Here is a 25,734-nt window from a genome sequence, read left to right on the forward strand (position 1 = left end):
GACCTCTGCTACAGTTTCGCGCGCCAGCCCGGCGCTTCCGCGTCCAGCACGCGCTCCAGCGCGTGGATGCGGCCTTCCATGCGGTTGGCGGTGTCCCAAAGCTCGGCCAGCAAGCGCTCGTCCTGGGCCGACAGGCCGCGGTTGGAGCGCCACCGCGTGAGGTAGTGGAAGACGATCCACAGCGGCGCCACCACCACCAGGAACAGCACCGCCAGGACGAAGCCGAAGCCGCTCATCACGGGTCAGACCTTTCGTTTCTTCTTGGGTGGGGGGCCGCCCCGGTCCCGCACCATGGGGACCGGGGCGGATCGGTCAGGCGCCGGCCTTGCGGGCGGCGATGCGGGCCTTCAGGGCGGCCAACTCCTCGTCCATCCTGTGCTCGGTCTCGAGCTCCGCGATCTCCTCGGTCAGCGACTTCTGGCGGCCGACGTCGTAGGATTCGACCCGGCCCTCCAACTCGTCGAGGTTGCGCTCGACCTGCTCGAAGCGGGCCAGCGCGTCGTCGATCCGGCCGTCGTTGAGGCGCTCGCGCACCTTGACCCGGTTGACCGCGTTCTGCGAGCGGGCGACCAGCGCCTTCTCCCGGGTCTTGGCGTCGGTCAGCTTGGCCTGGAGGCGGGCGATGTCCTCGTTGGCCTTGTCCAGCGCCTCGTCCACCTGGGCCAGCTGGCGCTCCAGAGTGTCGGCCTGCTCGGCCAGCTTCGCCTTGGCGGCCAGGGCGCCGCGCGCGAGATCCTCGCGCTCCCGGGTCAGGGCGATCTCGGCCTTGCGCTCCCATTCGTCGCGCTCGCGGCGCAGGTCGGTGGCGCGGCGTTCGATCTCCTTCTTCTCGGCGATGATCTTCACGGTGGAGGACCGGACCTCGACCAGCGTGTCCTCCATCTCCTGGATGATCAGGCGGATCAGCTTCTCCGGGTCCTCGGCGCGGTCGAGCAGCGCGTTGAGGTTGGACTGGACGATGTCGGTGAGGCGCGAAAAGATGCTCATGTCTCGTGTTCCCTCGGGGACGGCGGACGGGCTCAGCCCAACAGCGCGCCGGCGACGATGCCGGCGAAGAAGAACATCCAGGACTCCGACGGCCGGCTCGTCAGATAGGCTTGAATGCGGCGGATGGTGTCGGAGCCGGAGTTGATCGGGCGGTGGGAACGGTAGCTGTCATCGGTCATGGCGGTGTCTCCTTTTGCTCCGGGCTTTGCATCCGCCGTGCCAGACGGCATTCTCCGGTGCCGGACCCCGCGGTGTCCTTGATTCGGGCCGGCGGGCGCCCGGGACCCCTTGACCGGGGACCGGGTGGCGCCGTAGCGTGTTTCGATAGAAGTTGGCGAATTTCGCCACATCGTTTCCAATGGCGCCATGTCCAATCCCAACGCGTCCGGGCTGCCGCCGCTGATCGGCGAGGCGCCGGCCTTTCTCGGCATGCTTCAGCACGTGTCGCGTGTCGCGCCGCTCGAACGGCCGCTGCTGGTGATCGGCGAGCGCGGCACCGGCAAGGAACTGGTGGCGGCGCGCCTCCACTACCTGTCGCGGCGGTGGGACCGCCCCTTCGTCAAGGTCAACTGCGCCGCTCTGCCGGAAAGCCTGCTGGATTCCGAGCTGTTCGGCCACGAGGCCGGGGCCTTCACCGGCGCCGTGCGCCGCCACATCGGCCGGGTCGAGCAGGCCGACGGCGGCACGCTGTTCCTGGACGAGATCGCGACCGCCAGCCCGGCGGTGCAGGAGAAGCTGCTGCGCGCCGTGGAATACGGCGAGATCGAGCGGGTCGGCGGGCGCACCCAGAGCGTCGACGTCCGGGTGCTGGGGGCCACCAACGCCGACCTGCCGGCCCTGGCCGCGGCCGGCCGGTTCCGCGCCGACCTGTTGGACCGCCTGGCCTTCGACGTGGTGACGCTGCCGCCCCTGCGCGACCGTCCCGAGGACATTCCCCTCCTGGCAGACCATTTCGCCCTCGGAATGGTTCGGGAGCTGGCCCGCGACCTGTTCCCCGGCTTCGCGCCATCGGCGATGGCCGCCCTGTGCGGCCATTCCTGGCCCGGAAACGTCCGGGAACTGCGCAACGCGGTGGAGCGGTCGGTGGCCGCGGCCGAGCCGGACGCGGCGGTTGCGGCGGTCCTGCTGGACCCCTTCGCCTCGCCCCACCGGCCAGTGGCACCGGACCCGGCACCGGCGGTTGCGGAGCCGTCCCGGCCGCCGCCCCGGTCGCCGGCGGCCCCTCCGCCGCCCGACGACGCCGGCGGCTTCACCGAGCGGGTGCGCGCGTTCGAGGCCGGGCTGTTGCGCGACGCCCTGGAGCGCAACCGCTACAACCAGCGGCAGACGGCGCGGGCGCTCGGGCTCAGCTATCACCAGCTGCGGGGCCACCTGCGCAAGCACGGCCTCGGCAGCGCCGGGTAGTCACCCGGCGGCCACGCCCGGCCGGCAATTCCCGCGCCGCCGGCCGCCGCCCTTTTTCCGCACCCGGGGGTGGCGTATAGGTCGGGGACGGCCCATCCCGACGACCGCAGCCGCGGCCAGGAGCATCGAGTCCCCCGTGACGTCGGACCGACCGAACGACCTTCTGCCGGGCCCCCGGCCCGTCCGCAGCCGCGAGTCGACCCGTCTTCGGCGGGTGTTCCGGGTGCGCCGGCCCGCGCCCGCGGCGCCCCCGGACCCGCCGCCCCTGCGCGCCGGCCCGCGCCCCCATGGCCAACGCCCTGATGGCCAACGCCCTGATGGCCAGCGCCCTGATGGCCGCCGGCCGCCGGTGCGGCGGACCCGCCGGCGCGGGGCCGGCTGGATCGGCCGGCTGGTCAGCGGCCTGCTGGTGGCCGCCATCTGGTGCGCCGTGCTCGCCGGCGGGGCCGTCGCCTACGTCGCCTACGGACTGCCCGACGTCAGCGGCATGGCGCAGCTCGAGCGCCGGCCGACGATCACCGTGCTGGCCGCCGACGGCTCTCCGTTCGCGCGGTTCGGCGACATGCAGGGCAGCGTCGCCGGCGTCGACGACCTGCCCAAGCATCTGGTCGACGCCGTGCTGGCCATCGAGGACCGCCGCTTCCGGTACCACTTCGGGATCGACCCGATCGGTCTGCTGCGGGCGGTGTACGTCAACTACAGCAGCGGGCGCCTGGTGCAGGGCGGCTCCACCATCACCCAGCAGCTCGCCAAGAACCTGTTCCTGACGTCCGAGCGGTCGCTGGAGCGCAAGGTGCAGGAGGCGATCCTGGCGCTGTGGCTGGAGTACCGCTTCACCAAGGACGAGATCCTCACCGCCTATCTCAACCGCGTCTATCTCGGGGCCGGCGCCTTCGGCGTGGAGGCGGCGTCGCGCACCTATTTCGGCAAGCCGGCGTCGCGGGTGAACCTGCACGAGGCGGCCATTCTCGCCGGTCTGCTCAAGGCGCCGTCGCGCTACGCGCCCACCGCCAACCCCGACGAGGCGGAGCAGCGGGCGCGCGTGGTGCTGGCCGCCATGGAGGACGCCGGCGTCCTGACCGCCGCGGAGCGCCACGCCGCCCTGTCGGCACCGCCGGTGCCGCGCGCCAAGCCCGGCGGCGACGGCCGCTATTTCGCCGACTGGGTCACCGACCTGGTCCCGGGATTCGTCGGGGGCGGGCACGGCGACGTGATCGTGCGCACCACCCTGGACCTTGCGCTGCAGCGCGCCGCCGAGCACCGCCTGGCGGAGACGCTGGACGGACCCGGCGCGGCCGCTGCGGTGGGCCAGGGCGCCGTCGTCGCCATGGCCCCCGACGGCGCCGTGCGCGCCCTGGTGGGCGGGCGCGACTACGACGCCAGCGAGTTCAACCGCGCCACCCAGGCGCTGCGCCAGCCGGGCTCGGCGTTCAAGCCGCTGGTCTACCTCGCCGCCCTGGAGGCGGGGTGGACGCCCGACAGCGTGGTCGAGGACGCCCCGGTGCGGGTCGGCCAATGGACCCCGGGCAACTACGAGAACAAGTACCGCGGCGCCATCACCCTCGCCCAGGCCCTGGCCTATTCGTCGAACGCGGTGACGGTGCGGCTGCTCGACCGCACCGGGGTCGACCGGGTGCGCCAGCTCGCCTCCCGCCTGGGCATCGGCGCGCCGCTGACCCGGGACCTGTCGCTGGCGCTGGGCACCAGCGAGCTGACGCCGCTGGAGCTCACCGCGGCCTACGCGGGGATCGCCAACCGCGGCGTGCCGGTGGTGCCCTACGCCATCACCGACATCCGCAGCCGTGACGGCGCCGTCCTCTACCGCCGCCAGGGCGGCGGCGCCGGGCCGGTGGTGGACCCCGCCAACGCCGCGCGGCTCACCCGGATGATGGCGGGGGTGCTGGACTACGGCACCGGCAAGGCGGCGCGGCTGGACCGGCCGGCCGCCGGCAAGTCGGGAACCACCCAGGACAACCGCGACGCCTGGTTCGTCGGCTTCACCGGCGACCTCGTCGCCGCGGTGTGGCTCGGCAACGACGACAACGGCCCGATGCGGCGGGTCACCGGCGGCACCCTGCCGGCCCATCTGTGGCAGGCCTTCATGAGCGATGCCCACGTCGGCCTGCTGCCGCGCCCGCTGCCGGGGCTCGCGGCCCCGGTGCCGGAGGCGCGGCCGGCGAGCCCGGTTCTGGCCGGCGCCCCGGGCGCCCCGGCGGGGGCCGGGGTGGCGACGCCCGCCGGAATCGGGGGCCTGATCGACCGTCTCCTGGCGCCGCCGCCCGGGGCCGCCACCGACTGACGGGGGCGGGCCGGGCGGCCGGCGTCATTCCGCGGCGCGCCGGGCCGGGCCCGCGGCGGCGCGCTGCGCCGGGCGCGAGGGCGCGGAGCTCGCCCCAGAGGCGGCCACCCCAGAGGCGTCCACCCCGGGGGCGTCCGGCCCCGTGGCGGCCGGAAACTCGGCGCCGAGGCGGTCGAGCAAGCGCAGGACCTCGTCCGAATGGCGCATCATGGCCGCCGCGTGCTCCCCCGCCGCGCCGCGGTCGCCGGCCTGCAGCGCCAACAGCGCATCGCGGCCCGCCTCATGGACGGAGCGGTGCGGACCGGACAGCGCCTGGTAGGCGGGAAGGCGCATGGTGAGCGGGTCGTTCACGTGGTCGTACCAGCGGCCGAGGCGGCAGGAATGGTGGGTCGACAGGTCGGCCGGCAGCATCGGCCGCTCGCCGTTCACGGCCGCCCCGACGCGCACGACGAAGGCGCGGTGGTCGGCCTTGGCCAGATCGACGATGCGGCGCATGCCGTCGAGACTGATGCGTTCGACGTCGGCCGGGGCGACCGCGGCGAGGGTGAAGCGGATGTGCAGGCCCTCGCCGCCGCTCGCCACGACGGCGCCGCGACCCGGCGTGCAGCCGGGCAGGTCGACCTCCACCGTCGTGCCTTCGGCCAGCCGCGCGTCGGTCTCGACGTAGCAGCCCTGCTCCGACAGGTCGCGCAGGATGCCCTTGGCCACGGCACCGCCGGCGCGCACCTCGATCTCGTGCAGGGTGGGGCGGCGGCGCGCCTTGCGGCGGTTGGCGAGGTCGGAGGAGTTGCGGATGGCCCGGGCCAGCAGCACCGGAAGCTGGACCAGCGCCTCGCGCATGCGCTGGGCGCTCCCGCCCACGGTGGTCGCGGCCACGGTGGCGGTCCGGGTGTCGTCCTTGACCGTGTCCATCATGGCGCCGACGCTCTTGGCGTTGCCCGCGACCTCGGCGACGTTGCGGGCGATCTCCCGGGTGGCCGCCGATTGCTCCTCGATGGCGGTGGCGATCGAGGCGTTGATCTCCTCCAGGTGATGGACGGTGATGGCGACGCGTTCGATGCCGGCGATGGCGGAATCGGCCACCCCCTGCATCGTCGCCACCTTGCCCGCGATCTCCTCGGCGGACTGCCCGGACTGGTTGGCCAGGTTCTTCACTTCGGTGGCGACGACGGCGAAGCCGCGCCCCGCCTCGCCGGCGCGCGCCGCCTCGATGGTGGCGTTGAGGGCCAGCAGGTTCGTCTGCTCGGCGATCTTGCGGATGATGCCGAGAATGCCGCCGATCTCGTGGGCGGCGGTGCTGAGCTCCCCCATGACCGACTTGGCGCGGCCGGTGTCGGCCACCGCGGCGCGGGCCGTCTGGGCGGCGTCGGTCACCTGGCGCGCGATCTCGGCGATGGCGCCGTTCAGCTCCTCCGCGGCCGCCGCGACGGTCTGGGCGGAGGCCAGCGAGGTGTGCGCCGATTCCGTCGCGTTGGCGACGGTTCGGTCGACCGACCCGCACACGCGGTCGAGGTCCTCCACGGTGCGGGCGAGGTCGTCGGTGAAGCCGAGCACGCCGTCGACCATGTCCACCGACGCGGAGTCGATGTGCTTCACCATCGCGTCCACCGCGTGCACGCGGTCCTCGGCGGACTTGCCCTGGTAGACCGACAGGGCGGCCTCCAGATCGAGCATCACGGCGGCGGTGACCGCCTGCTGCAGGCGGACGACGTCGTCGATGGTCCGCCCGGTGGCGAGGAAACCGGCGCGGTGGCGGGCGACGACCGCCAGCAGCTCCTGCAGGACGACGGTGTAGCCGGCGATGTACCAGCCGGGGGCAAGCCCGACGCGATGGTGGGCGAGGCCGACGTTGCGCACCGACGCCGCGTAGTCCTGGTCGAAGCGGCCGGCGAACAGGCGCTGCCAATGGACGAGCTGCGCCTGTTTGGCGGCCTCGACCCGGCCCGGCGCGTCGAACAGCCGTGCCAGTTCGGGCTGGGCCAGGGTGCGGTCGTAGAACCGGGACAGGATGCCCGGCAGCGCTTTGGCGACGACCGGCTGCAGGGTGCGCAGGCAGGCGGCGGTGTCCGGGTCCATGCCGACGAACGCGGCCTTGGCCGCCCTCCCGTCGGCGGGCGGGGCGGCGGCGGGGGCCCCGGCGGCGGGGCGCGAGGAAGCGGGAGTCGTCGGGTCGCTCTGCATCGGTGCCTCTCGTGCTGTGCCGCCGTCCGGCGGCCGTCGGCGTCCCTGGTCGTTCCGTCGGTGCGCGTCGGCTCGCCGCCCGGAAGGTCCGGATATCGACGGATTCCTTCCGCCTACCATAAGATTGTTACCACACGGTCGACCGGCGGTGTGATTCGGCGGTCACCGGCCGGTCGCGTCTTGGCGACGCGGCCCCGGGTCCGTGACATTCATGCACCGGCGCAAGGGCGCCACAGACCGCAGCCCGTCGCGTGAAATCATCGGGCCGAGGCCCGGCTATCCGTTTCGTTCTCCATTTGCCGGACACTTGGCCGGCGTGGTGCCGCGGCGACGGGGGCGGGGCGTTCGACGCCGTTTCCGTTGCGGGGCGGCGCGGAACATGCGCCCGGTGGCGGGGTTATCCTCCGCAGCGGGCACCCCGTCGGGGGGCCGAGGGGTGAGGAGCGGCCAGCATGGACAGGACCACGACCGAGACCGTCGATACCCTCAACGACCTGATCCGCATCGTCGAGGACAGCCACGAAGGCTACCGCCAAGCGGCCGAATCGAGCGAGGACGAGGATTTGCGTGTGCTCTTCAACGATCTCGCGTCGCAACGCGGTGCCATCGTCCGGGAGCTGCAACGGCTCGTCGCCGGGGTGGGCGGCGCCCCGGACATCGGCGGCACCATGCTCGGCGGGGCGCACCGCTTCTTCCTCGGCCTGCGCACCGCCGTGCTCGGCCGCGACCGCGACGCGATGCTGGCGGAGGTGGAGCGCGGCGAGGAGGAATGCATGCGCCGCTACGAACAGGCGATCGACCAGGGGCTTCCCGACGGCATCGGCCCGGTGATCACCGAACATCTCGCGCGCATTCGCGCCGACCGCGGCCGCATGGCCGCCCTGCGCGGTGCGCCGGCGGGAGCCCCGCCGCCGTGACGGATCTGTTGCATTGCAGCACCGGCCTTGTGCTGCGGCTTGGCTTGCGCTAAGACATTAGCAAAATAGCCACTCATTTCGAGGATGGAACCGATGACGGTCGAAGAGTTGTCGCGTCGTGGTGCGTTCGCCCTGTACCGGGCGGAAAACCCGCACCGCATCGCGGAATTCGAGAAGCAGGACAATTCCGAGGCGGCGATCTCCGCCGATTTCGAGACGTATCGCAACCGTTACGAGCGGAAGTTCGCGGACGTCCGCGACAGCTTGGCCACGGAAGGCCTGGCCGTCACCCGCGCCGCCTGAGCCCCGGCCAGGCGACGCCGCGGCGGGCGCCCGCACGCCCGCGCCCCGCCAACGCCGCCAGCAGCGCCCGCTTCCCGTCGGGCGCCAACCCTCCCCAGGCCTTGATCTCATCGAGGGTGCGCAGGCACCCGGTGCAGACACCCTCGGCGTCGAGCGTGCAGAGCCGCACGCACGGTGAGGCCACGTGGGTTTCGTCGATCGCCATCGTCCATCCCTTCGCGCCACCCCGGGCGGCAGTGTCCCCCGGCCGCCCTGCCGTTTCAAGCCCGCACGGGCGCCCGCCCGGTGCCGGCGGCCCGCAGCCTCACGCCGCGGCGTCGGCGCGGATGCCGGCGACGAAGCGGTCGACCTCCCCCTCGAGGTCGCTGGCGACCCGGCGCAGCGCCTGCGCGGCCTCCTCCACGGCGTGGGCGCCGTCCAGGGTTTCGCGGGCGCCGTCGGACACACCCTGGATGTGCCCGGCCACGGCGCCCATGGCCCGCGCCGCCTCCGCGGTGTTGCGCGTCACCTCCCGGGTGGTCGCGACCTGCTCCTCCACGGCGCCGGCGATGGCGCTGGTGTTGCCGCTGAGATCGCGGATGGTGCGGGCGATCCGGTCGATGGCGGCGATGGCCTGGCCGACCGTGCCGCGCAGACCGGCGACCTGGCCGGCGATCTCGTCGGTGGCGCGCGCGGTCTGTCCGGCGAGCGCCTTCACCTCGCCGGCAACCACGGCGAAGCCCTTTCCCGCCTCGCCGGCGCGCGCCGCCTCGATGGTGGCGTTCAGCGCCAGCAGGTTGGTCTGGGTGGCGATGTCGTTGATGAGGCCGAACACGTCGCCGATGCGGTCGGCCGCGGTGGACAGGCCGTCGACCGTCCGCAGGGTCGACTCGGCGTCGGTCACCGCCTGGCGCATGCCGTCCGAGGTGGCGTCGATCTGGCGGCCGATCTCGGCGCTCGACACGCTGAGCTCCTCGGTTGCGGAGGCCACCGCCTGGACGTTGGCGTTGGTCTGCTCCGACGCCGCCGCCACGGCGGCGCTGCGCTCCCGCGTGGTGCCGGCCGTGGCGGCCATGCGCAGGGCGGTGGCGTTGACCGCGGTGACCGATCCGGCGATGCGCTGCACCAGGCCATGGATGGTGCGCTCCAGGGCGTCCGCGGTGCCGTGCATGGCCGAGCGCCGGGTCTCCTCCGCGGCGGCCTTGGCGGCCTCCTGGTCCGCTTGCAGGCGCTGCTTGTCCAGCGCGTTGCGGCGGAACACCTCGACCGCCGCGGCCATGGCGCTGAGTTCGGTCCGGGTGCCGGCGAAGGGCACGGGGTGGGAGAGATCGCCATCGGCCACCGCGGCCATCGCCCGGGCCATGGCGTCGAGCGGGCGGCGGATGCCGCGGGCGATGAGCCAGGCCACCACCACGCCGAGCGCGGTCAGCGCCGCGAGGCTGCCGAGGATGGCGGTGGAGGCGGCGGCCTTGCCCGCTTCGGCCCGCTGGAACACCTGGGCGGTGGCGGCTTCCCCCGCCTCCTGGAGGTCGCCCAGCGCGGTGCGCAGGACGGTGGCGGCCGACTGGCTCGCCATCAGGGCCTCCATGGCACGGCCGATCTCGGCCTCCAGGGCCCGGGTCTGGGTCTCGACGGAGGCCAGCACCGCGGGGTCGCCCTGAGCCTCCGCCGTCTCGGCGCCGAGGCGTACGGCGGTCGCCGTCTTGGCCTCGATGTCGCTGGCGGTGACCGACGTGTCGCCGCCGGCGAGCCGGACCCGCACCGTTTCCATCTCCGCCACCGCGGTCTGGATCTGCCGCGCCCGCTCCAGGTCGGCGGCGACCGCGCTCCACGCCGCCGCGTCGGCCTCGCCGGCGGCGCGCTGCGCCTTGCGCGCGGTGCGCAGCGTGCCCACGGCGGTGCGCGACAGCGCCTTCACGGTCTCGCCGGCGGCCTCCAGGGCGGCGCGCCGGATCGCCTCCAGCCCGGCCATGTCGCGGAAGGCGGCGGCGACCTTGGGAATGCTCGCCCGCCCCGGGGAATCCGGGGCGATGGCCTGCAGGCTGGCGTCGATCGCCGCGAGGTTGCCGTCCAGCGCGGCCATGGCGTCGCCGTCCGCCACCAGCGTGTCCGGCCGCACGGCCAGAAGGCCCGCCACGTGCTGCTCGATGGCACGCCCGTGCGCCGACCGCGCGACCTGGTCGGAGTAGCGGTGCAGGCTGCCGTAGCCGATGGCCCCGACGGTCAGCGTGAGCGCGAGGACGGATGCGAAGCCCAAGGCGATCTTGGTGGCGATCTTCATCGGATTCCCCTCTCCCAGCCCGCGTCACAGGAGGTGCGATGCCGGCCGCCCCACGGGGGAGCGCCCGTGTCAACGCGGCAAGGATGGAAGGGAAGTATTTAAGATTCTGTTGCGTTGCAGCATGAGTAGGCTTGCGCCGTCACCAGCACGCGCGCGACCGCCCGGCGTGCCGGCGGCCCGGGATCTGTGGTGGCGGTCACGCCATGGCGTTGAAATCGTCGAGCAGGGTGGCGATGCGGCCGCTGTCGGACTGGTCCATGATGACGCGCGCGCGCCGTGTCGCCTCCACCAGGTCCAGGGTGCGGATGCGGCGCTTGACCGCCGGGATGCCCATCGGCGCCATCGACAGCTCGCGCACCCCCAGCCCCAGCAGCAGGGCGGTGTAGCGCGGGTCGCCGGCGATCTCGCCGCACACCGACACCGGAATGCGCGCGCGCAGGGCCGCTTCCACCGTGAACTGGATGAGGCGCAGCACCGCCGGGTGCAGCGGATCGTAGAGCGCGGCCACCTGCTCGTCGCCGCGGTCGATGGCCAGCGTGTACTGGGTGAGGTCGTTGGTGCCGATCGAGAAGAAATCGCAGACATGGGACAGGGCGTCGGCGGACAGCGCCGCCCCCGGCACCTCCACCATGACGCCCAGCGGCGGCAGCGGGTCGGCGATCCGCACGCCGCGCCGCCGCAGGCGCCGCGCCGCCTGGGTGATCATGCCGCGCACCGTCTGCACCTCGGACACCGAACTGATCATCGGCAGCAGGATGCGCACCGGCCCGTGGGCGCCGGCCCGCAGCATGGCCGCGATCTGGCTGTCCAGCAGGCGCGGCTCGCGCAGGCCCAGGCGCACGGCGCGCAGGCCGAGCGCCGGGTTGGCGGGGTCGCCGTAGCGGCCGTGCAGCGCGCCGGCCAGCTTGTCGCCGCCGATGTCCATGGTGCGCACGGTGACCGGGCGCCCGCCCATCCCCTCGACGATGGCGCGGATGACCGCGTACTGCTCCTCCTCCTCGGGAAGGTCGTCGCGGTTCATGTAGAGGAACTCGGTCCGCAGCAGGCCGATGCCCTGACTGTCGTACTCCAGCGCGTGGTCGAGGTCGCGCGGCAGCTCCAGGTTGGCGTGGAGGACGACGGCGGTGCCGTCGCGGGTCACCGCCGGCAGGCGGTTGAACGCCTTGAGCGCCTCGCGCTCGCGCTCGCGCGCCCGGCGGCGGCCCTCGTACTCCGCCAGCGCCGCCTCGTCGGGATCGATGATCACCCGGCCCTCGATTCCGTCGACGATGACGGGGGTGCCGTTGCGCACCCCGGTGAGCAGACCGGCCGCGCCGAGCACCGCCGGAAGGCCCAGCGAGCGGGCCATGATCGCGGTGTGTCCCTCGGCGCCGCCCAGCACGGTGGCGAAGCCGGCGACACGGCGCGGGTCGATCAGCGCGGTGTCGGCCGGCGTCAGCTCCTCGGCCAGGATCACCGTGCCGGCGGGCAGCACCGAGAAGGCGCGGAACTCGTGCTGCATCAGGTTGCGGATCAGCCGCCGGCCGACCTCCCGGACGTCGCCCACGCGGGCCGCCAGATAGGTGTCGTCCATCGCCGCGAAGCTCTGGGCGATGGCGGCGATCTCCGCCTGGACGGCGGCCTCGGCGTTGATGCGGTCGGCGCCGATGCGCCGCTCCACGCCGCGGGTGAGGCGCGAGTTCGTGACCATCGCGAGATGGGCGTCCAGCAGGATGCCGATTTCCTCCGACGCCGATTCGGGGAGCACCAGCGCCTTGCTCTTCAGCTTGCGGATCTGGCGCCGCGCCTTGGCCGCGGCCTCGCCGAAGCGGGCCACCTCGGCGTCGACGCGGTCGGCCTCCAGCGTGTATTCCGGCACCCGGATCGCCCCGGATTCCACGATGTGCGCCGGGCCGATCGCGATGCCCGGCGACACGCCCAGCCCGCGCAGGCAGCGGGTGCCGCCCACGCCGTCCCTCGCCGCGCCGCCGGCGCCCGACCGTTCAGTCTTCATCGAACTTCCGCGCGATCAACTCCGCCAGGGCGGCCACGGCGGCCTCCGCCTCGTCGCCGTAGGCGCACAGCTCCACCGTCGTGCCGGTCCCGGCCGCCAGCATCATCAAGCCCATGATGGAGATGCCGGAGACCAGGGTGTCGCCGCGCCGCACCTCGATCTCGCAGTCGAAGCGCCCGGCCAGCTTCACGAACTTGGCGGCGGCCCGGGCGTGCAGGCCGCGCCGGTTGCAGATGGTGACGGTCTGGCACACTTCCGGCGTCGCGCCGGCGGCGGCGGGGGCGCCATCGCGCCCGCCATCGGGCGGTGCGGGCGGCGCGCCATCGCGCCCGCCGTTGGGCGGCGTCGGCGGCGCGCCATCGCGCCCGCCGTTGGGCGGAGTGGCGTTGTCGGCGGTGGCCATGGGTGTTTATCCGTCGGACAGCAGCGAGGAGGCGACGTTGATGTATTTCTGGCCGGCGTCGCGGGCGGCCGCGACGGCGTGGACCAGGGACTCCTGGTTGCGCACGCTGGCCAGCTTGATCAGCATCGGCAGGTTGACCCCGGCGATGACCTCGACCCGCGCCTTGTCCATGATGGAGATCGCCAGGTTCGAGGGGGTGCCGCCGAACATGTCCGTGAGCACGACCACGCCGGCCCCGTCGTCGACCTCGGCGACCGAGGTGAGGATGTCCTGCCGGCGCTGTTCCATGTCGTCGTCGGGGCCGATGCAGACGGCCCGCACCTGTGCCTGTTCGCCCACGACGTGCTCCAGCGCGGCGATGAATTCCGCCGCCAGCCGACCGTGGGTCACCAGAACCATACCGATCATCGGACGTCCTTCATGCTGGTTCCCCGCCGCCGCACCGGCGCCCGGCACGCACGGGAGACAAGGCCGGCCACGGCGACGGCATCAGCCGGACCGCGCGCCGGAGCGTTCGAGGTCGCGGTGGGTCAGCCCCACCCGGACCCCGAGGTCCCGGAGCCACGCCGCCAACCGCTCCGCCACGAACACCGACCGGTGGCGTCCGCCCGTGCAGCCGACCGCGATGGTCAGGTAACTCTTGCCCTCCTGGTTGTAGCGCGGCAACAACGGGCGCAACAAGTCCGTCAAATTGCGGAAGAAGACGGCGAAATCCGGGTCGCTCTCGACGCGCGCGGCCACCGTGGCATCGAGGCCGCTCAACGGCCGCAGGTCGGGGTCCCAGTGCGGGTTGGTGAGGAACCGCACGTCGAACACCAGGTCCGCCTCGCGCGGCAGCCCGGCGCGGAACGAGAAGGAGGTGATGAACACCTGCAGCGCCGGCTGGGCGTCCAGGGCGAAGTGCCCGGCCAGCAGGCGCCGCAGCTCGTGGATCGAGAGCTGGGTGGTGTCGATGGTGACGTCGGCGCGCCCGCGCAACGGGCTGAGCAGGGCGCGCTCGCGCTGGATGCCGTCGGGCACCGGGCGGTCGACCGCCAGCGGATGGCGCCGCCGCGTCTCGGTGAAGCGGCGCTGCAGCACCTCGTCTCCGCAATCGAGGAACAGCAGGCGCACCGCCATGTCCGGACGCGCCGCCAGGGCGTCCACGTGGGCCACCAGGGCGTCGGCGTCGAAATCGCGGGTGCGGCTGTCGACCACGATCGCCAGCGGCCGGTGGCCGGAATCGCCGTGCTCGATGAGCGCCGGGACGAGCGACAACCGCAAATTGTCGACCGCTTCATAGCCCAGATCCTCCAGCGCCTTCAGGGCGACGGACATGCCGGCCCCGGACATGCCGGTGATGAGGACGACGGGCCGCGGCCCGGCGGTCTCGGGGGGCAGGGGGGTGGACGGGGAGGGGGTCATGGCCGGGCGGTGGCGAGGGCTGGGGGATCGCACCCGAGGGTTCCCGCGGCGGCGGCGGCGGCGGCGAGCCGCAGCTTGGCGGGGGTCGAGGCGTCGAAGGGGTTGAGGGCGAGGCGCGGCACCGCGGCACCGAGCAGGTCCACGTGATCGGGCCCGGGCATGCGCTCGACGGCGGTGGCGGCGACGAGGTCGACGACCAGGGCCACCACGGTGGACGGCGCCTCCGGGACCGGCAGGATGCCGACGCCGCGCACCTCCAGCAGGCCGGCCAGCGCCGCCGGCGCGGTTGCCACGGGGCGGCCGCGGTCGAGCCGCACCTCGACCCGGTCGTCGGCGACCAGCGTGGCGCCGCCGTCGATCAGGCGCAGCGCGACGTCCGACTTGCCGGAACCGGAGGGCCCGCGCAACAGAACGCCGATCCCGCCGATCGCGACGCAGGTGCCATGAATGGTGTCCATGTTCACGCGAAGGTGATCGCGACCGCGGCCTATGTCAATGGGATAGGGGCCGGTCGCCGGCACATTCGTCGGCCAGCCAACCGCCCCTCCTCGGCCGGGCCACGGCGCCGCCGGAGGGGGCGACCGAGGGGGCGCCGGGCCGCGCCGCGCCGGTGCTCAATCGGCGGCACCATGGACGAGGCGCGGGGGTGCGGACTCGCACCGGATCACCTCCAGCCGCCGCGCCAGCACGTCGCGCCGCCGGATCATCTCGTCCAGGTCGTCCAGTTCCGCCGCTTCCTGGCAGGCCTCGCGGAAGTCCTTCTCCTGCTCCAGGCGCCCCAGCAGCACCTTGTAGGAATCCGCGATCCGCGCGAGATGGCTCTGCGCGCCGTTCAGCGCCCTGGCGAGATGGCCGCGCTCCTCGGTCGCCGCCCGCATCATCCGGGCGAGTTCGCCCTGCTGCCGGCCGGCATCGTGGATCAGGCGGGCCAGCCGGTAGCGCTGCAGGCTGACGACCTTGGCGCCTCGCGGTGTGGCCATGGGGATCTCCATCGACGTCGGGTCAGGGGTCACGCCGCCGCGGCGTCGGCGCGGGCGGCCCCGGCATGTGCCGGGCAGGAACGCCCATTGTTGTCGCGATCGACGCGGCGCGCAACCGCCGTGACCTTCGTGCCCGTACGGTCAGCCGGCTCCAGGCAGCCGCACGGTGAACAGCGCGCCGGCCACCCGGCCGTCGGGGTGATGGCGGTTGGCCGCGGTGATGGTGCCGCCGTGCGCCTCGACGATCTGCTTGGAGATGCTCAACCCCAGGCCGGAATGGGTGCCGAACTTCTCGCCCGCCGGGCGCTCGGTGTAGAACCGCTCGAAGATCGCCGCCTCCTTGCCCTCGGGCAGGCCCGGACCGTCGTCGCTGATCGACACGGCGACGCCCGTGCGGCCCTCCCGGGTCGCGGACAGCCGCACCAGCCCGCCCGGCGGCGAAAAGGAGAGCGCGTTTGCGATCAGGTTCTGGAACACCTGGGTCAGGCGCCCCTCCAACCCGGCGACGGTGAGGTCGCCGGCGCCGAGCGCGACGGTCACGCGGGGACCGCCGGGATCGGGGCCGCCGGGATCGGGACCGCCGGAATCGGGACCGGCCTTCAGCGCGGCGAGCATGGTCAGGACGGCGCCGATGTCCACCGGCTCCAGCTCGGCCCGGCTGAGCTCGGCGTCGAGGCGCGAGGCGTTGGAGATGTCGCTGATCAGCCGGTCCAGGCGCAGCACGTCGTCGGCGATGATGGCCATCAGCCGGTCCCGCCGCTCCGGGTCGGTGACGCGGGTGGCGGTCTCCACGGCGCTGCGCAGGGAGGTCAGTGGGTTCTTGATCTCGTGCGCGACGTCGGCGGCGAACCGCTCGATGGCGTCCATGCGGCCCCACAGCTCGGCCGTCATGGCGCGCAGCGCGCCGGAGAGGTCGCCGATCTCGTCACCGCGCCCGGTGAAGTCCGGGATCTCGGCGTGCCGGCCGTGGCCGGTGCGCACCCGTTCCGCCGCCCCGGCCAGGCGCCGCACCGGCCGCGCGATGGTGCCGGCGAGGTAGAGCGACAGCAGCACCGTCACCGCCAGCGCCACCGCGAACATGCGCAGGATGTCGAACCGCACCGACCGGATGGCGTCGTCGATCTCGGCACCGCCGCGCGACAGCAGCACCGCCCCCAGCACCTGCTTGTAGCGCTGCACCGGGACCGCCATGGTCAGCACCAGGCCGGTGTCCCCCTGTCCGGCGTCGCTGCGCCACACCGTCGCCCCGACCTCGCCGGCCAGGGCGCGCGCCACGTCGGCCGGGTGGTGGCGGCCGGAGGCGGGCGGCTCGACGTAGAGGGGGAAGCCGGCGCGGTCGGGGATCGCGTCGGTCAGCCAGTCGTAGACCCGCTCCGCCGCGCGGGCCAGCGCGCCGCCGGTGTCCGGCGGCGGCAGCTGGGCGATCTGGATGGTTCCGGGCGACCCCACCAGCACCCGGCTGTCGGAGATCTGCACGCCGTCCTGGCCGTAGAGGCGGGTGCGCGTCTCCGTCGTCTCGACCAGGCGGCGGACCATCTGGCGCGCCAGTTCCGGCGACAGGGTGTAGACCTCCGCCCCGGCCGCGGTGAAGGTCCGCTGCACCGCGCCCTCGCCCAGCGCCGAGGCGAAGATGCGCGCCTCGGTGCGCAGCGCTTCGAGTTCGGCGGCGATGAGGCGGTCCTGGTAGCGGCCGAGGTACAGCAGCCCGGCCACCAGCAGCGCCAGGGCCAGCACGTTGACGGCGAGGATGCGCAGCGTCAGCGGCGATGGACGGGCGAGGCGGAGCCAGCGCCGGTCACGCCGCGCCTGCCGCTCGCCCGCGCCGCGCGGCTTGCGCTCACTGGTCCTTGTAGCGGTATCCGACGCCATAGAGGGTTTCGATCTGTCCGAAGGTGGGGTCGGCGGCCTTGAACTTCTTGCGCAGCCGCTTGATGTGGCTGTCGATGGTGCGGTCGTCGACGTAGACGTGCTCGCCATAGGCGGCGTCCATCAGCTGGTCCCGGCTCTTGACATGGCCGGGGCGCTGGGCCAGCGCCCTGACCAGCAGGAACTCGGTCACGGTGAGGTCGATCGCCTGCCCCCTCCAGGCGCAGGCGTGGCGCGCGCCGTCCAGCACCAGGGCGCCGCGGGTCAGCACCTGGCCGGGATCGACCGCGGTGGTGTCGCGCGACAGCGCCTCGCGGCGCAACAGGGCGCGGATGCGCTCGATCAGCAGGCGCTGCGAGAACGGCTTGCGGATGTAGTCGTCGGCGCCCATGCGCAGCCCGGTCAGCTCGTCCACCTCGTCGTCCTTGCTGGTCAGGAAGATGACCGGCAGGTGCGAGGTCTGGCGCAGGCGCTGCAGCAGCTCCAGCCCGTCCATGCGCGGCATCTTGATGTCGAGCACGGCGAGATCGGGAGGCCGCTGGCTGAGGCCGCGCAGCGCGTCCGCCCCGTCGGTGTAGGTCCGCACGTCGAAGCCTTCCGCCTCCAGGGCCATGGACACCGAGGTCAGGATGTTGCGGTCGTCGTCGACGAGGGCGATGGTCTGGGCCATGGGGCGAGCTCCGGGGTGATGCGCCAGGGGATGCACCGGGATTGGGCAACCCTATCACGAACGCGGGCATCCCGCGCCGCCCGGCCGCCGCCCGCGCCGTCCACAGCGGTCGGCGACCGCGCCGCAAACCAGTTTTCCCTTCCGTCGCGGCAGTCTACGCGCCAATATGGCACCAAAACGGCAAGCCGTAAGCCTTGCCGCAGGGGTGGACGCACGCGGAACGCATGAGGTCGAACCGAACACCGAGCGGCCCCTCGCCCGACGCAGGGGCGTCATCCGTCGCGGCCGACGAGCCATCCGGCCCGGCGGTGCCGCCGGGTGCCGCCGCGCGGCGGGTCATGCGCGGCCTCGGCCGTGCCACGCTCGCCACGGCCACGGCCACCAGCGACACGGCCGCCAGCGAAAGGGGCGCCGGGCCCGGCCGGGGCGATGTGGACGCCGCTGCCGGCTGGCCCTATCCCTCGCTGGTGCTGACGGCGCTGGATCACGACGGCAGCCCGCTGCTGCTGCTCTCGGCCCTGGCCGTGCACACCGCCAACCTCGCCGCCGACGCGCGCGTCGGTCTGCTGTTCGACGCCACCCACGGTCTGGCCCAGCCCCTGGCGGGGCCGCGGGTCGCCGTGCTGGGCCGCGCCGAGCGCAGCGACGCCCCGCGACACCGTGCCCGCTTCCACGCGCGCCATCCCGGGGCGACCCTGTACATGGACTTCGCCGATTTCGCCATGCACCGCGTGGTGGTGGAGCGGGCGCATCTCGTCGCCGGGTTCGGGCGCGTCCACCGGATCGCCGCCGCCGATCTGCTTGTGGACGCCGCCGCCTTCGACGAGGAGGCCGTGCTGCGCGAGGCCGGCGCCGTCGCCTGGCCGGCGGGATGGGCGCTGGCCGGGGTCGATCCGGACGGCGCGGACCTGCGCCATGGCGAAACCTTTGCGCGCGTGCCGTTCGACCGGCCGGCGCCCGACACCGGGGCCGCCCGGCACGCCCTGGCCGATGCCGGCCGCCGGTTCGCCCAGGCCCAGGCGCCGGGGGGCGCCGCCCACGCCGCGCCGTGATCCGGCGGAGGGGTCTGCCGCCCCCGCCCAACGACAACAACAAACGACAACCACAAGCGACAACCACGAGGAGAACGCAACCGTGCACCCATCCGCACCCACCGCACGCCGCCCCAGAGCGGCCCCGCCCGGCGGCCCCTCACGGGCGACACCGACGACCACGGGATCGGTCCCAGCACGGTAGCCGTTTCGGCTCCTGCGCCGAACCCCAAACCCAAGAAAGAGAGTCCGTCGGGGTGCCGCCGCGCTCGGAGGCGTTTCCAGGGGAGGAGACGCCGCCAAGGGAGTGGCGGGCGGAACCGGCGAGACACGTCGAGAGGAAGCAATGAACGCAATGACGCGCACGCGGAACACCAAGCTCCTGGACTGGGTCGAGGAGATCGCCACCCGCTGCCAGCCCGAGCGGGTCCACTGGTGCGATGGGTCCCAGGCGGAATACGACCGGCTGTGCGAGGAGATGGTGGCCGGTGGCACCTTCATCCGCCTCAACCCGGCGAAGCGGCCGAGCTCCTTCCTCTGCCGCTCCGATCCCGGGGACGTGGCGCGGGTCGAGGACCGCACCTTCATCTGCACGGCGACGAAGGAGGAGGCCGGCCCGACCAACAACTGGATGGACCCGGCGGCCATGCGGGCCAAGCTGGACGGCCTCTTCGAGGGCTGCATGCGCGGCCGCACCATGTACGTCGTGCCCTTCAGCATGGGACCGCTGGGGTCGCCGATCTCGCACATCGGCGTGCAGATCTCCGACAGCCCCTACGTCGCCGTCAGCATGCGGCTGATGACGCGGATGGGGCAGAAGGTGCTCGACGAGCTGGGCGACGCCGACTTCGTGCCGTGCCTGCACTCGGTCGGCATGCCGCTGGCCGAGGGCCAGGCGGACGTCGCCTGGCCGTGCAACGCCGACAACAAGTACATCGTCCACTTCCCCGAGGAGCACGCGATCGTCTCCTACGGCTCGGGCTACGGCGGCAACGCGCTGCTCGGCAAGAAGTGCTTCGCGCTGCGCATCGCCTCGGCCATGGGGCGGCAGCAGGGCTGGCTGGCCGAGCACATGCTGATCCTGGGGGTGGAGAGCCCGGAGGGCGAGAAGACCTACGTCGGCGCGGCCTTCCCGTCGGCCTGCGGCAAGACCAACTTCGCCATGCTGGTGCCCCCCAACGGCTTCGAGGGCTGGACGGTCCGCACCATCGGCGACGACATCGCCTGGATCAAGCCGCAGCCCGACGGCACCCTGCGGGCGATCAACCCCGAGGCGGGGTTCTTCGGGGTGGCCCCGGGCACCAGCATCAAGTCCAACCCCAACGCCCTGAAGACGCTCCACGCCAACTGCATCTTCACCAACGTCGCGCTGACCGACGACGGCGACGTGTGGTGGGAGGGGCTGACGGACGAGAAGCCGGCGCACCTGATCGACTGGCAGGGCAACGACTGGACGCCCGACAGCGGCCGCCCGGCGGCGCACCCCAATTCCCGCTTCACCGCCCCGGCCGGCCAGTGCCCCTCCATCGATCCGGCGTGGGAGGACCCGGCGGGCGTGCCGATCTCGGCCTTCGTCTTCGGCGGCCGGCTGTCCAAGACCTTCCCGCTGGTGTTCGAGGCGACAACCTGGCGCCAGGGGGTGTACTGGGCCGCGACCATGGGATCGGAGGCGACCGCCGCCGCGGTCGGCCAGGCCGCCATCCGCCGCGACCCGTTCGCCATGCTGCCGTTCTGCGGCTACAACATGGGCGACTACTGGAACCATTGGCTGAGCTTCGAGGGCCACGTCGCGAACCTGCCGCGGATCTACCGGGTCAACTGGTTCCGCAAGGACGAGAACGGCCGGTTCGCCTGGCCCGGCTTCGGCGAGAACATGCGGGTTCTGAAGTGGATCGTCGACCGCGTGCGCGGCCGGGCCGCGGCGCCGGTGGAGAGCCCGTTCGGCTTCATGCCCCACTACCAGGACATCAACTGGAACGGCCTCGACTTCTCGGAGGAGCAGTTCCACCGCATCATGGACATCAAAACCGACGAGGCCAAGGCGGAGGCCGAGGACCAGGCGGATTTCTTCGCCCGCTTCGGACACCATCTGCCGAGCGAGTTCGAGGAGGAGCGGGCGGCGTTGCTCGCCCGGCTCGAGGCCGCACCCCAGGTCGTCCGGGCGGGGTGACGCCGCCCCGCTGCCGCGGGACGAGGAGCGGGCCGCCCCAGGGCGGCCCGTTTTCCGTTGCCGCCGCCGCCGGGGGCGCCCCGCCCCCGGGCGATTGTCGCGGCCGCCGCCTACTCCTTTCGTGACAGGTTTCCGGGCGGCGGCTAGACTCCGACGGGGCGATCGTCTTGTGACCAATCGTCGGAATGGCGCCGGACGCCGGCCGGGCCGGGCGATCTTTACGCAAAATTTAGGGGGCGCCGGCCTCATGGTGCGGGATGGCGCGCGGGGGACGGCGTGGCGAGCGCCGGCCGCTGGACAGCAAGCGCTGGGAGACCTGAAGAATGTTCGTCATCATCGGTTTCGGCATCGTGATCTTCAGCGTGTTCGGCGGCTACGCCATGGGTGGTGGCCATCTCGGCGTGCTGTGGCAGCCGTTCGAATACCTGATCATCCTCGGGGCCGCGGCCGGCGCCTACTTCGTCGCCAACCCCAAGAGTGTGATCACGCACACCGGCAAGGAAATCGTCCACCTCTTCAAGGGTCCAAAATACAGGAAGGACGACTTTCTCGAATTGCTCACCATGATGTACCAGGTGTTCAAGATCGCGAAGACCAAGGGGCTTCTGGCGCTGGAGCAACACATCGAGAAACCCGAGGATTCACCACTGTTCCAACAGTTTCCGAAGTTCTACAGCGATCATCATGCCATCACCTTCCTGTGCACCTATCTCCGTTTGATGTCGCTCGGGGCCGACAACCCGCACGAGCTGGTCGACCTGATGGAGGAGGACATCGAGACGATCCACCACGAGCACCAGAGGGTGTCCGACGCGGTGCAGGCGGTGGCCGACGGCGTGCCGGCGCTGGGCATCGTCGCCGCCGTGCTGGGCGTGATCCACACCATGGGGTCGATCGCCGAACCGCCGGAGGTGCTGGGCAAGCTGATCGGCGCCGCGCTGGTCGGCACCTTTTCCGGCGTGCTCGTCGCCTACGGCTTCGTGGCGCCGATCGCCGGCGGCCTGAAGAACATCTACCACGCCGAAACCAAGTACTATCAGTGCATGAAGACCGGGCTGCTCGCCCACCTCTCCGGCTACGCCCCGGCGATCTCGGTGGAATACGCCCGCAACGTGCTGGAACCGGAATACCGGCCGAGCTTCGCCCAGGTCGAAGAGGCGACGGCGGCCCTGCCGCCGGCGTGAGACGATGAGCGTGCCGGACGTCCGCATCGTCTGGAACGAGGGCACCCTCGGCGAATGGGCGGCGGCCTTCGCCGGCGTGGCGCGGTCGACGCTGCCGCAATGCTTCGGCTACGCCCAGGCCATGGGGCGGACCTACGGCGACGTGCCGCGCCTCGGCACGATCGAACACGATGGCGCGGCGATCGGCGTGGTGCAGGTGCTCGAACGGCGCGCCATGACGCTGTTCCACCGCCGCCAGATCCACCGCGGGCCGCTGTGGTTCGGCGCGCCACCGGAACCGCCGGTGATGGAGGCCGTTCTCCGGCTGTTGCGCCGCGCCTGCCCGAACAACCCGATGAACCGGCTGAGCTTCCTGCCGGAGATCCCGGCGGGCGACGCGGCCGCGGCGATGATGGAACGCTGCGGCTTCACCCGGGTCGGCCCGGGCTACCGCACGGTGTGGATCGACCTCGCCAGGGGCGACGACGACCTGCGGGCCGGCATGGCGCGGGGCTGGCGCCAGAGCCTGAAGGCGGCCCAGAAGGCCGGCCTCACCATCGACCTCGACGCCGAGGCCAGGAACCTGCCCTGGCTGGTGAAGCAGGAGCAGGAGCAGGCCCTGTCCAAGCACTACCGCGAGATGTCGGGCCCCCTGACGGTGCGCCTGCGCAACGCCCTGCACAAAACCGATGGGGTCCTGATGGCGGCGGCGCTGGGGCAGGGGAAGCCCGTCTCCTGCGCCCTGTTCCTTGGGCACGGGACGGCGGCCACCTACCAGATCGGCTGGTCCAACGACGCCGGGCGCAAGGCCTCGGCGATGCGCCTGGTGCTGTGGGAGGCCATGGGCGCGCTGCGCCGGCGCGGTGTGCGCTGGCTCGACCTCGGCGGGATCAACCCGGACACCGCGCCGGGCGTCACCGAGTTCAAGCTGGGCACCGGTGGCGAGGCCACCGAATCGGTTGGCCTCTACCGCTGATCCGGCACCGATCCGACGTTGATCCGGCGGGGCGGAGGGCTCACCATGCCGGACGATCATGGACGCAGGTCCACAACCCCAGACCACCCCATGAGGGCACCATGGCCGAGCACGACGACATCATGAAGCCCGAGGAGGCGAGCCTCGCCATCGACCGCGCCACCAGCAAGAGTTCCGCGGTGCAGCGGGTGCGCACCAGGCTTCAGACCATGGCCACCGAGGACAAGGGGCTGGAGGTGCTGGCCAAGGCCATCAAGCGGATGCTGCGGGAGTGACGGCGACCGGGGCCGCGCTCAGCACGCGGTCTCGCTGGTGCATCCCGTCTCCTCGACCGCCGAGGTGCGGGCGAGTTGCAGCCCGGCCTTGGCCCGCGCGAACGCCTGGTCGAGCTGCTTCGCCGCCTGCAGGAACGCGTTGAGCTCGCGCCCGTTCAGCTTCTCGCCGGTGGGCAGGTCGATGCTGGACGGGTTGACCTGGCGGTTGTGGCGCAGCACCTCGTAGTGCAGGTGCGGCCCGGTCGACCGGCCCGTCGTGCCGACGTAGCCGATCACGTCGCCCTGTTCCACCCGGCCGCCGCGCCGCAGCCCCTTGGCGAACCGGCTGAGGTGGGCGTAGGCGGTGGCGATCTCGGTGTTGTGGCGGATGCGGACATAGTTCCCGTAGGAGCCCTTGCCGCCCGCCTCCTCGACGATGCCGTTGCCGGCGGCGAAGATCGGGGTGCCGGTGGGCGCGCCGAAATCCATGCCCTTGTGCAGCTTGCCATAGCCCAGGATGGGGTGGCGCCGCATGCCGAAGCCGGAGGTGATGCGGGCCCCGTCGATGGGCGTCCGCAGGAGGGCGCGGCGGATGCTGGCGCCCTCGCGGTCATAGTAGTCGACCCGCCCGTCGCGCGTGGTGTGGCGGTACATCGCCATGGTCTTGCCGCTCAGCACCAGCGCCGCGAACAGCACGTCGCCGTCGCCGGCGACCTGGCCGTCCTCGGTCACCCGCCGCTCGAACAGGACGTCGAAGCGGTCGCCCGGCTGCAGGTCGCGCTGGAAATCCACCTCGTGGGAGTAGAGGCGGATCACCTCCATCATCACCGAGACCGGGACCCCGGCGGACGCGCCGGCCTCGAACAGGCTGGACCGGATCTCGGCGGAGGCGCCGACCTCGTGGCTCTCCACCGCCTTCTCGACCTGCGCCGATTCGAAGCCGCTCTCGCCGGTGCGGGCGACGCTGACCGACCGGATCACGTCCGGCTCGAGCTCCAGCCCGACGAAGTGACGGGCCCCGCCGCGGCGCGGCTCGAACAGCACGGTCACCTGCTGGCCGACCTGGAGGCGCCGCGGGTCGTACACCTCGCGCAGCGCCCGGATGGCGCCGCTCGCCTCGCTGCGGGGAACCGAGGCCTCGACCAGAAGGTCCATCAAGGTGTCGCCCCGATCGACCAGGAACACCCGGCGGTCGACCTCGGCGGTGACGGCGCCGTCGGCCGGCGCCCCGTCTCCCGCGCCGTCCTCGGTGCCGGGAAACGCGCCGGTCTCCCCGGGGTCGATCCCCTCGGCATCGAGCCCCTCGGCGTCGAGACCGGCGGCGTCGCCGTCGGCATCGTCCACCGCGGTGTCCATGGGGAGCGGACGCGCCGCCGCGTCGTTGTCGGCCGCCACCGCGTCCTCCGGCGGATGCACGACGGCGGGCGTCGCGGCCATGTCCCGGCCACCGGCCGCACCCGGCGGCTGCGGCTTGGTCGGGATCGGGAAGGCCACGGGACGTAGTATGGATGCGGCCGGCTTGACCGGCGGCAGGACGAAGGCGGCCGGCGGCCCGGCGCCATCGGCGGCCAGGGCGCCCCTGGGCATGGTCGGGATCAGAAGGCTGGCAGCACCGGCGGCACACAACGCAAGCGCGGGAAGGCTGAGGTCCCTCAAACGCACCGGCATCCTCCTTCGTCGATCCCCAATAGGATAGAACCGGCGCGAGCAGAGCCCGCCGGGTGGTCAGCTATCCAGCGTTTCTTCGTACGACCATGCGCGTGGGTACTACCACTGTCAACCGGTAATGCCGTCGCATGCGAAGAGTTCTGCATCAGTTCCACTTCGCCGCGGTGTGACATCTGTCCCTTTGGTGTGCCGTTGGTGTCGCGCCGGCCTGTGCGGACTCCCTACCACCTTCGACCCGCCGCGGACCCGTCAAAAATTCTTCACCTCACGGCAAAAAACCGCTTGCGTGGTTGGCGTGGGGGGACCTATAAACCGCTCCACCGACGCGGTGGCCGGTTGGCCGGCGGGTCGGGACGGGGTGAGAGCCCCACGGGGTACGGACGATACGGCGACCGCGAGGTCGACGAAGCAACGCCGGTTCGGCGTTGCGCTTTTCGTCTCCGGACCACACCAGACGAACATTGCGGCTGACGGCCGGTCTCTTGAACAGGGGCTGGCGCGGCCGTTGCGGCTCCGGATTTCGGGGCGGCGGGATCTTTGAAAATCGAATACCGTGTTGTGAGAAGGGATGCGCAGGCGGATGGGCTTTGAGGTCCGGGCCACGGGAGTGGATTGGACATTCGGGTCGTTCGCAAGACGCATCTGACAGGTAAGCGAGATATCAGAATCGAGCTTGGGTTAGGTGTCGCTTTGAGGCGACCCCGACGAGCGGTTTTGCTTTGGCGAGACCGACTTGAACCTGAGAGTTTGATCCTGGCTCAGAACGAACGCTGGCGGCATGCCTAACACATGCAAGTCGAACGAA

The 25,734-nt window shown here is 72.4% G+C and carries 24 protein-coding genes and 1 rRNA gene; 10 read left to right on the forward strand and 15 right to left on the reverse strand.

The genetic code is table 11. The features are described from left to right. Positions 1-8: 8 nt before the first annotated feature. From pspB to AC6H2I_RS02485, 3 genes are all read right to left on the reverse strand, one after another. Positions 9-236 carry an envelope stress response membrane protein PspB gene (pspB, locus tag AC6H2I_RS02475; RefSeq protein WP_497498971.1) on the reverse strand — a complete coding sequence of 76 codons (228 nt, stop codon included), beginning with the start codon at positions 234-236 and terminating at the stop codon, positions 9-11. A gap of 76 nt (positions 237-312) precedes the next feature. Continuing rightward, a complete protein-coding gene (gene pspA, locus AC6H2I_RS02480) occupies positions 313-987 on the reverse strand; it encodes a phage shock protein PspA (protein ID WP_497498972.1) in 675 nt (224 codons plus the stop codon). A gap of 32 nt (positions 988-1,019) precedes the next feature. Beyond that, a complete protein-coding gene (locus AC6H2I_RS02485) occupies positions 1,020-1,166 on the reverse strand; it encodes a hypothetical protein (protein WP_497498973.1) in 147 nt (48 codons plus the stop codon). Positions 1,167-1,353: 187 nt separating this feature from the next. Between AC6H2I_RS02485 and pspF the strand changes: the two genes are divergently transcribed. Together pspF and AC6H2I_RS02495 are read left to right on the forward strand one after the other, a co-directional pair. Beyond that, positions 1,354-2,391: a phage shock protein operon transcriptional activator gene (pspF, locus tag AC6H2I_RS02490; RefSeq protein WP_497498974.1), complete on the forward strand. Its 1,038-nt coding sequence runs from the start codon at positions 1,354-1,356 to the stop codon at positions 2,389-2,391. 349 nt (positions 2,392-2,740) lie between these two features. Next, entirely contained in the window at positions 2,741-4,690 is a 1,950-nt protein-coding gene (locus tag AC6H2I_RS02495) for a transglycosylase domain-containing protein (RefSeq protein ID WP_497498975.1), read from the forward strand. A 24-nt stretch (positions 4,691-4,714) separates the two neighbouring features. Here the strand turns inward: AC6H2I_RS02495 and AC6H2I_RS02500 are convergent, their stop codons facing one another. Continuing rightward, positions 4,715-6,871: a protoglobin domain-containing protein gene (locus tag AC6H2I_RS02500; RefSeq protein WP_497498976.1), complete on the reverse strand. Its 2,157-nt coding sequence runs from the start codon at positions 6,869-6,871 to the stop codon at positions 4,715-4,717. Positions 6,872-7,323: 452 nt separating this feature from the next. On the opposite strand from AC6H2I_RS02500, the gene AC6H2I_RS02505 reads away from it, so the two are divergent. Both AC6H2I_RS02505 and AC6H2I_RS02510 read left to right on the forward strand, forming a co-directional pair. Then, complete coding sequence (locus tag AC6H2I_RS02505) at positions 7,324-7,788, forward strand: PA2169 family four-helix-bundle protein (protein ID WP_497498977.1); 465 nt, start codon at positions 7,324-7,326, stop codon at positions 7,786-7,788. 93 nt (positions 7,789-7,881) lie between these two features. Then, positions 7,882-8,091: a hypothetical protein gene (locus AC6H2I_RS02510; RefSeq protein ID WP_497498978.1), complete on the forward strand. Its 210-nt coding sequence runs from the start codon at positions 7,882-7,884 to the stop codon at positions 8,089-8,091. On the opposite strand, the gene AC6H2I_RS02515 is transcribed toward AC6H2I_RS02510, so the two are convergent. The 10 genes from AC6H2I_RS02515 to AC6H2I_RS02560 all read right to left on the reverse strand — a co-directional run bounded on the left by AC6H2I_RS02515 (position 8,075) and on the right by AC6H2I_RS02560 (position 17,667). Further along, positions 8,075-8,296, reverse strand: a complete 222-nt coding sequence (locus AC6H2I_RS02515; protein ID WP_497498979.1) for a DUF1289 domain-containing protein — start codon at positions 8,294-8,296, stop codon at positions 8,075-8,077. The two genes, AC6H2I_RS02510 and AC6H2I_RS02515, sit on opposite strands and share 17 nt — an antisense overlap. 99 nt (positions 8,297-8,395) lie before the next feature. Continuing rightward, positions 8,396-10,351, reverse strand: coding sequence for a methyl-accepting chemotaxis protein (locus AC6H2I_RS02520; RefSeq protein WP_497498980.1), 1,956 nt, complete (start codon positions 10,349-10,351; stop codon positions 8,396-8,398). A gap of 196 nt (positions 10,352-10,547) precedes the next feature. Then, positions 10,548-12,344: a phosphoenolpyruvate--protein phosphotransferase gene (gene ptsP / locus AC6H2I_RS02525; RefSeq protein WP_497498981.1), complete on the reverse strand. Its 1,797-nt coding sequence runs from the start codon at positions 12,342-12,344 to the stop codon at positions 10,548-10,550. After that, complete coding sequence (locus AC6H2I_RS02530) at positions 12,334-12,597, reverse strand: HPr family phosphocarrier protein (protein WP_497499009.1); 264 nt, start codon at positions 12,595-12,597, stop codon at positions 12,334-12,336. Before AC6H2I_RS02530 ends, ptsP begins: the two co-directional genes overlap by 11 nt. A 156-nt stretch (positions 12,598-12,753) precedes the next feature. Beyond that, positions 12,754-13,155, reverse strand: coding sequence for a PTS sugar transporter subunit IIA (locus AC6H2I_RS02535; RefSeq protein ID WP_497498982.1), 402 nt, complete (start codon positions 13,153-13,155; stop codon positions 12,754-12,756). 81 nt (positions 13,156-13,236) lie between these two features. Beyond that, positions 13,237-14,151 carry an RNase adapter RapZ gene (rapZ, locus tag AC6H2I_RS02540; RefSeq protein ID WP_497498983.1) on the reverse strand — a complete coding sequence of 305 codons (915 nt, stop codon included), beginning with the start codon at positions 14,149-14,151 and terminating at the stop codon, positions 13,237-13,239. Further along, on the reverse strand, positions 14,148-14,609 hold the full coding sequence (locus AC6H2I_RS02545) for an HPr kinase/phosphorylase (protein ID WP_497498984.1): 462 nt from the start codon (positions 14,607-14,609) through the stop codon (positions 14,148-14,150). The genes rapZ and AC6H2I_RS02545 overlap by 4 nt, the downstream gene beginning before the upstream one ends. 156 nt (positions 14,610-14,765) lie before the next feature. Then, on the reverse strand, positions 14,766-15,131 hold the full coding sequence (locus AC6H2I_RS02550; RefSeq protein ID WP_497498985.1) for a hypothetical protein: 366 nt from the start codon (positions 15,129-15,131) through the stop codon (positions 14,766-14,768). A 141-nt stretch (positions 15,132-15,272) separates the two neighbouring features. Next, a complete protein-coding gene (locus tag AC6H2I_RS02555) occupies positions 15,273-17,000 on the reverse strand; it encodes a stimulus-sensing domain-containing protein (protein ID WP_497498986.1) in 1,728 nt (575 codons plus the stop codon). Then, entirely contained in the window at positions 16,969-17,667 is a 699-nt protein-coding gene (locus AC6H2I_RS02560; protein WP_497498987.1) for a response regulator transcription factor, read from the reverse strand. The genes AC6H2I_RS02555 and AC6H2I_RS02560 overlap by 32 nt, the downstream gene beginning before the upstream one ends. Positions 17,668-18,005: 338 nt before the next feature. Here AC6H2I_RS02560 and AC6H2I_RS02565 point away from each other — a divergent pair, with 338 nt between their 5' ends. The 5 genes from AC6H2I_RS02565 (at position 18,006) to AC6H2I_RS02585 (ending at position 23,282) form a co-directional block, all read left to right on the forward strand. Then, positions 18,006-18,719: a pyridoxamine 5'-phosphate oxidase family protein gene (locus AC6H2I_RS02565; RefSeq protein WP_497498988.1), complete on the forward strand. Its 714-nt coding sequence runs from the start codon at positions 18,006-18,008 to the stop codon at positions 18,717-18,719. Between the two features lie 325 nt (positions 18,720-19,044). Beyond that, complete coding sequence (locus AC6H2I_RS02570) at positions 19,045-20,868, forward strand: phosphoenolpyruvate carboxykinase (GTP) (protein ID WP_497498989.1); 1,824 nt, start codon at positions 19,045-19,047, stop codon at positions 20,866-20,868. Between the two features lie 323 nt (positions 20,869-21,191). After that, positions 21,192-22,052, forward strand: a complete 861-nt coding sequence (gene motA / locus AC6H2I_RS02575; protein ID WP_497498990.1) for a flagellar motor stator protein MotA — start codon at positions 21,192-21,194, stop codon at positions 22,050-22,052. A gap of 4 nt (positions 22,053-22,056) precedes the next feature. Then, complete coding sequence (locus AC6H2I_RS02580) at positions 22,057-23,007, forward strand: lipid II:glycine glycyltransferase FemX (protein ID WP_497498991.1); 951 nt, start codon at positions 22,057-22,059, stop codon at positions 23,005-23,007. A 101-nt stretch (positions 23,008-23,108) separates the two neighbouring features. Further along, the gene (locus tag AC6H2I_RS02585; RefSeq protein WP_497498992.1) at positions 23,109-23,282 is read left to right on the forward strand and encodes a hypothetical protein; all 174 of its coding nucleotides are present in this window, start codon (positions 23,109-23,111) and stop codon (positions 23,280-23,282) included. Positions 23,283-23,300: 18 nt separating this feature from the next. On the opposite strand, the gene AC6H2I_RS02590 is transcribed toward AC6H2I_RS02585, so the two are convergent. Further along, entirely contained in the window at positions 23,301-24,848 is a 1,548-nt protein-coding gene (locus AC6H2I_RS02590) for a M23 family metallopeptidase (protein ID WP_497498993.1), read from the reverse strand. An 816-nt stretch (positions 24,849-25,664) separates the two neighbouring features. On the opposite strand from AC6H2I_RS02590, the gene AC6H2I_RS02595 reads away from it, so the two are divergent. Continuing rightward, a 16S ribosomal RNA gene (locus AC6H2I_RS02595) occupies positions 25,665-25,734 on the forward strand; the annotation flags it as partial.

Source organism: Azospirillum sp. NS33, assembly GCF_059703765.1.